At 73.3% G+C, this 4,278-nt stretch carries 6 protein-coding genes; 4 read left to right on the top strand and 2 right to left on the bottom strand.

Annotated features, from left to right (window positions below):
• Positions 1-203: hypothetical protein (locus tag OZN99_RS26640; protein WP_270938259.1), on the bottom strand; the 203-nt coding region annotated here is incomplete at its 3' end.
• Positions 204-275: 72 nt separating this feature from the next.
• Here OZN99_RS26640 and OZN99_RS26635 point away from each other — a divergent pair.
• From OZN99_RS26635 to OZN99_RS26620, 4 genes are all read left to right on the top strand, one after another.
• A complete protein-coding gene (locus tag OZN99_RS26635) occupies positions 276-1,244 on the top strand; it encodes a threonine dehydratase (RefSeq protein ID WP_270938258.1) in 969 nt (322 codons plus the stop codon).
• Positions 1,245-1,525: 281 nt separating this feature from the next.
• Positions 1,526-2,707, top strand: coding sequence for an amidohydrolase family protein (locus OZN99_RS26630; protein ID WP_270938257.1), 1,182 nt, complete (start codon positions 1,526-1,528; stop codon positions 2,705-2,707).
• Between the two features lie 114 nt (positions 2,708-2,821).
• Positions 2,822-3,235 carry a rhodanese-like domain-containing protein gene (locus OZN99_RS26625; RefSeq protein ID WP_270938256.1) on the top strand — a complete coding sequence of 138 codons (414 nt, stop codon included), beginning with the start codon at positions 2,822-2,824 and terminating at the stop codon, positions 3,233-3,235.
• Positions 3,232-3,564 carry a DHCW motif cupin fold protein gene (locus OZN99_RS26620; protein WP_270938255.1) on the top strand — a complete coding sequence of 111 codons (333 nt, stop codon included), beginning with the start codon at positions 3,232-3,234 and terminating at the stop codon, positions 3,562-3,564. Before OZN99_RS26625 ends, OZN99_RS26620 begins: the two co-directional genes overlap by 4 nt.
• Positions 3,565-3,686: 122 nt before the next feature.
• Here the strand turns inward: OZN99_RS26620 and OZN99_RS26615 are convergent, their stop codons facing one another.
• Positions 3,687-4,118: a tellurite resistance TerB family protein gene (locus OZN99_RS26615; protein WP_270938254.1), complete on the bottom strand. Its 432-nt coding sequence runs from the start codon at positions 4,116-4,118 to the stop codon at positions 3,687-3,689.
• Positions 4,119-4,278: the final 160 nt, after the last annotated feature.

Raw genomic sequence — 4,278 nt, 5'->3', positions numbered from 1 at the left:
GCGTCGGCCGCAGCGCCGCCGGCGCGCCCCGCCTCCTCGGCCCCGGGCACCTCGTCATGCCCCCGCGCCCCGACTGCGCGCAGCCGCGCCATCGCGTCGTCGCGCGCCGCCTCGCTCTCGAACTCTCCCCACACCACGGGCACGGCCAGCGGCGTGTCGTCGCGCTGCCCGGTCCACTGGCTGCTGTCCACCGTGATGGCCATCGCGGGGTCCTCCGTTATGCTGCCCCGCGTCAACGCCCGCGCTGGCGGGCGTTTCCGTCCGGAGAGTGCCGCGTGTTCGATCTGCCAGCCCTGGAAGCCGCCGCCCGCCTGGTGCACGCGGTCTTCCCGCCGACGCCGCAATATGCCTGGCCGCTGCTGGCCGCGCGGACCGGCGCCGAGGTCTGGGTCAAGCACGAGAACCACACGCCGACCGGCGCCTTCAAGGTTCGCGGCGGCCTGACCTATTTCGAGCGCCTGGCGCGGGAGCGGCCCGGGGTGCCCGGCGTGGTCTCCGCGACGCGGGGCAACCATGGGCAAAGCCTGGCCTTCGCCGGCGCGCGCGCGGGCGTGCCGGTCACCATCGTCGTCCCGCAGGGCAACAGCGTGGAGAAGAACGCCGCCATGCGCGCCTTCGGGGCGCGGCTGGTGGAGCATGGCGAGGATTTCGACGCTGCCCGGGTCGAGGCGATGCGGCTCGCCGAGGCCGAGGGCCTGGAATTCGCCCCCTCCTTCGCGCCCGACCTCGTGCTGGGCGTGGCGACCTATGCGCTGGAACTGTTCCGCCATGTTGCGTCCCTGGGGCCACCGCTCGATGCGCTCTACGTCCCGATCGGCCTGGGGTCCGGCATCTGCGGCTGCATCATGGCGCGCGACCTGCTGGGCCTCTCCACCGAGATCATCGGGGTGCAGAGCACGGAGGCCGACGCCTATGCCCGCAGCTTCGCGGCCGGCCGCGTCGTCACCGTGCCCAGCGCCAACACCCGGGCGGACGGCATGGCCACCCGCATCCCCGACCCGGCGGCGCTCGACATGATCCGCCGGGGCGCCGCCCGCATCGTGACCGTGACGGATGCGGAGGTCGCCGAGGCGATCCGCGCCTACTGGCAGGACACCCACAATCTGGCGGAAGGCGCCGGCGCCGCCCCGCTTGCCGCGCTGCTGCAGGAGCGCGACCGGATGGCCGGGAAGCGCGTGGCCGTGATCCTCTGCGGCGGCAACATCGACCTGGCCCTGTTCCGGAACTGGGTGCTGGGCGCCTGAGGCACCGGCCGCCCCGCGGCCGGCGGTTTGCGCTACCGCAAGGACAGCGGCGGCGGGCAATGCTGCGGTGCGGGCATGATGCGGAGCCGGACCGCCATGCCGATCGTCCCCCTGCTGCTGCTGGCCGCCGCCGCGGCCATGGCCGTCACCTCCGGGCAGCCTCGCCCGGACCCGAAGCCGTCGGCCATCGTACAGGTCCAGAGCACGCGCTGACGCGGACCTTGCCGGGCCGGCGGCGCCGGCGCGGAATGGCGGGCCCACCGCGCCGGAGCCCGCCCGTCATGACCGCCCTGCTTATCCGCGACTGCCGCCCGCTGGGCGGATCTCCGGCCGACATCCTGCTGCAGGACGGGCGGATCGCCGCGATCGGCGCGGGCCTCGCGGCGCCAGCCGGGGCCGCCCTTGAGGAGGGGCGCGGGCTGCTGGCCCTGCCTGCCTTCGTCGAAGGGCACACCCATCTCGACAAGACGCTGTGGGAGATGGGCTGGTGGCGCAACGAGGTCGGGCCCCGGCTGATCGACCGCATCGAGACGGAGCGCGCGCAGCGCCGGGTGCTCGGCCTGGATCCGGCCCGCCAGGGCGAGCGGCTGGCACGGGCCTTCCTGCTGCGCGGCACCACCCGCATCCGCAGCCATGCCGACGTGGACACGGAGGTCGGCACCGCCCACAGCGACGCGCTGGTCGCGCTGCGGGAGAGGCTGCGCGGCACCATGGACATCCAGGTCGTCGCCTTCCCGCAATCCGGCCTGCTGGTCCGCCCGGGCACGTTGGAGCTGCTGGACGCGGCGCTGCGCAACGGCGCGGACATCGTGGGCGGGCTCGATCCCTCCGGCATCGACCGCGATCCAAAGGGCCACCTGGATGCGGTGTTCGGGCTGTGCGCGCGCCACGGCAAGCCGCTCGACATCCACCTGCACGAGCCCGGCGAACTCGGCGCCTTCGCGCTGGAGCTGATCGTGGAGCGCACGCAGGCCCTGTCCATGCAGGGCAAGGTCGTGGTCAGCCACGCCTTCTGCCTGGGCGAGGTGGCGCGGGCGCCGGCGCTGCTGGACGCGCTGGCCGAGACCGGCATCGCGCTGGCCACCACCGCACCGCCGTCCCGCCCGGTGCCGTCCGTGCGCGCGGCACAGGCGGCAGGGGTTGCGATCTTCGCCGGCAATGACGGCGTCCGCGACATGTGGACCCCCTACGGCATGCCGGACATGCTGCAGCGCGCCATGATCGTCGGCATGAAGAACGACCTGCGTCGCGACGACGAGATCGCGATCGCCTTCGGCATGGTCTCCGACGCGGCGGCCGCCGCCTGCGGCTTCGAGACCTGCCGCCTGGCGCCGGGCGAACGCGCCGACCTGGTGCTGCTGGAAGCCGAGACACTGGCCGAGGCCGTGGTCGCCCAGCCGCCGCGGGCCCTGGTGATCAGCCACGGGCGCGTGGTGGCGCGGCACGGCGCGGGCGTGGCGTAACAAGGGCTGGCATCGCGCTGTCGCCCTCAGCCCCCAGCGAAGCGCAGGCGTGGCGCCGGGTCTGGCCGCCTGATCCGGGCCGCCCTACGCTCGCGCCAGGGCGGGAGGGGCGCGATGCCGCAGGTAATCGTCAAGGGCTACCGGCAGCTGGTGGACGAGGCCAATGCGCTCGTCGAGGAGATCGACGTGGAGGCCGCGAAGGGGCTGCATGGCCGCGACGACGTGCAGTTCGTGGACATTCGCGACATCCGCGAGCTGGAGCGGGAAGGCCGCATCCCCGGCGCCTTCCACTGCCCGCGCGGCATGCTGGAGTTCTGGATCGATCCCGCGAGCCCCTACGCCAAGCCGCAGTTCCAGCAGGACAAGCGCTTCGTGTTCTTCTGCGCCGGCGGCCTGCGCTCCGCTTTGGCGGCGCGTGCGGCGCAGGAGATGGGGCTGAAGCCGGTGGCGCACATCAAGGGCGGCTACGGCGCCTGGCGCGCCGCCGGCGGCACGACGGAACCGCTGCCGCCGAAGGCGCCGCGGTGAAGATCCCCGCCCTGCCCTTCACCGTCACGGAGTGGAGCCGCGTCGAGCCGACCGTGCATCCCGGCGAGACCGGGCAGGCGCTGTGGCGCACGCTGCAGGTCGGCGACCTGCGCGTGCGGATGGTGGAGTATTCGCCGGGCTACCTGGCCGACCACTGGTGCGACCGCGGACATGTCCTGCTCGTCCTGGACGGCGTGCTGGAGACCGAGCTGCGGGACGGCCGCCGGTTCACGCTGAAGCCGGGGATGAGCTACCAGGTCTCCGACTTCGGCGACGCCGCGCACCGGTCGTCCACGAAGACCGGTGCGAGGCTGTTCATCGTGGACTGATGCCGGCTTGCGTTGATGTTGACGCATCAACGCCCTCGTTCATCGGCGCTGGCCGCACCGGGCCGCGGCCGGCAAATTTGCCGCTTGCCGGGCCCGGCGGAAGCAAGCTTCTGCGGCCGCGGTCAGATCACCTGGAAGCGGGCCTTGGCGGCACGCTCGATCGCGCCGGCGATCAGCCTGTCCAGGTCCAGGCCGATCCGCAGGTCCTGCAGGAACTGCAGTTCCTCCTGCGTGGCGTCGCCATCGGCGGCGCAGACCTCGCAGGCCAGCAGATAGGCCGTCTCGCGCAGGCGCATCGGCAGCGCGTCGCGCAGCATGGTCATGGCCTGGTCCAGCCCGTCGGTGCGGGAGAGCAGCTTCGCCACCGTGTCCGTGACCGACTCGATCTCCCCGGCATGGAAGTCCGAGAAGACCGGCAGTTCCTGGACCATGCGGCTCATCATGCCGAGCTCGGCATCCGACATCGGGCCGTCGGCGACCGACATGAGCACCATGGCGCAGACCAGCGCCTCCTGGGCGGAGAAGCGGGCGATCGGGGCCGCGCGGGACGACATCGGTGATCTCTCAGCCTGTGGCTTCACATCCCTTGCCCGGCAGCCGGCAGGGGTCAAGCGGCGCGGGGCTCACGTGTCGGGTTGGGGCCGGCCCCGGCGCGCGCTCGCGACGGCGTGACCGCGGCGGCGCGCGGTGCCGGACGCGGTCGGCGGAGGCGCG

The organism is Falsiroseomonas oryzae, from assembly GCF_027856955.1.
Taxonomy (GTDB): domain Bacteria; phylum Pseudomonadota; class Alphaproteobacteria; order Acetobacterales; family Acetobacteraceae; genus Falsiroseomonas; species Falsiroseomonas oryzae.
The sequence above is the reverse complement of the archived record's forward strand: the minus strand, read 5'-3'. Positions and strand labels throughout refer to the sequence as shown.

Coding starts and splice junctions, on each gene's coding strand:
- OZN99_RS26625 (WP_270938256.1), top strand. CDS start 2,822: ATGCCGCAGGTAATCGTCAAGGGCTACCGGCAGCTGGTGGACGAGGCC.
- OZN99_RS26615 (WP_270938254.1), bottom strand. CDS start 4,118: ATGTCGTCCCGCGCGGCCCCGATCGCCCGCTTCTCCGCCCAGGAGGCG.
- OZN99_RS26630 (WP_270938257.1), top strand. CDS start 1,526: ATGACCGCCCTGCTTATCCGCGACTGCCGCCCGCTGGGCGGATCTCCG.